At 37.5% G+C, this 384-nt stretch carries 1 protein-coding gene; it reads left to right on the forward strand.

Going from position 1 to position 384, the window contains the following annotated elements:
* Window positions 1-100: 100 nt before the first annotated feature.
* The coding region (locus tag KP705_RS19005) for a hypothetical protein (protein ID WP_215765435.1) at window positions 101-384 on the forward strand (284 nt) is incomplete at its 3' end.

Genomic DNA, 384 nt, shown 5'->3' on the forward strand with positions numbered 1-384 from the left:
ATGTAATTGTCATAGTCGGACACTATGACAAGTCAAATATTGATTTCTATCTGCTACAATAAGTTTCCAGTACCCCACAAACTGAGGGTCGGAGATTGTTATGGATATGGTAAAGAAGGAAAAATATAGAGAAATAGAGAGAGAAGTACAGAGGCTTGAAAATCTGTTCAATATAAAGGCTGTGCGATTGAAGGCACGTTATGAGACCAAGGCTATTCGTTATATGTTTGGGAATGGGGTCGAGGTTTATTGCGGTTGGGAAAAGCCTTACGATATCATGACTTGTTTGCATGACCATTATATTGACCATTCTTTTCCTGTGAAGGATGTGAAAAGTTATAGAGATTATTTGCGTTGTCTTCCTTCGCATTCTTCTTTGTTTTT

It is taken from the genome of Gluconobacter sp. P1D12_c (genome assembly GCF_018812105.1).
GTDB classification, from domain to species: Bacteria; Pseudomonadota; Alphaproteobacteria; order Acetobacterales; family Acetobacteraceae; genus Gluconobacter; species Gluconobacter oxydans_A.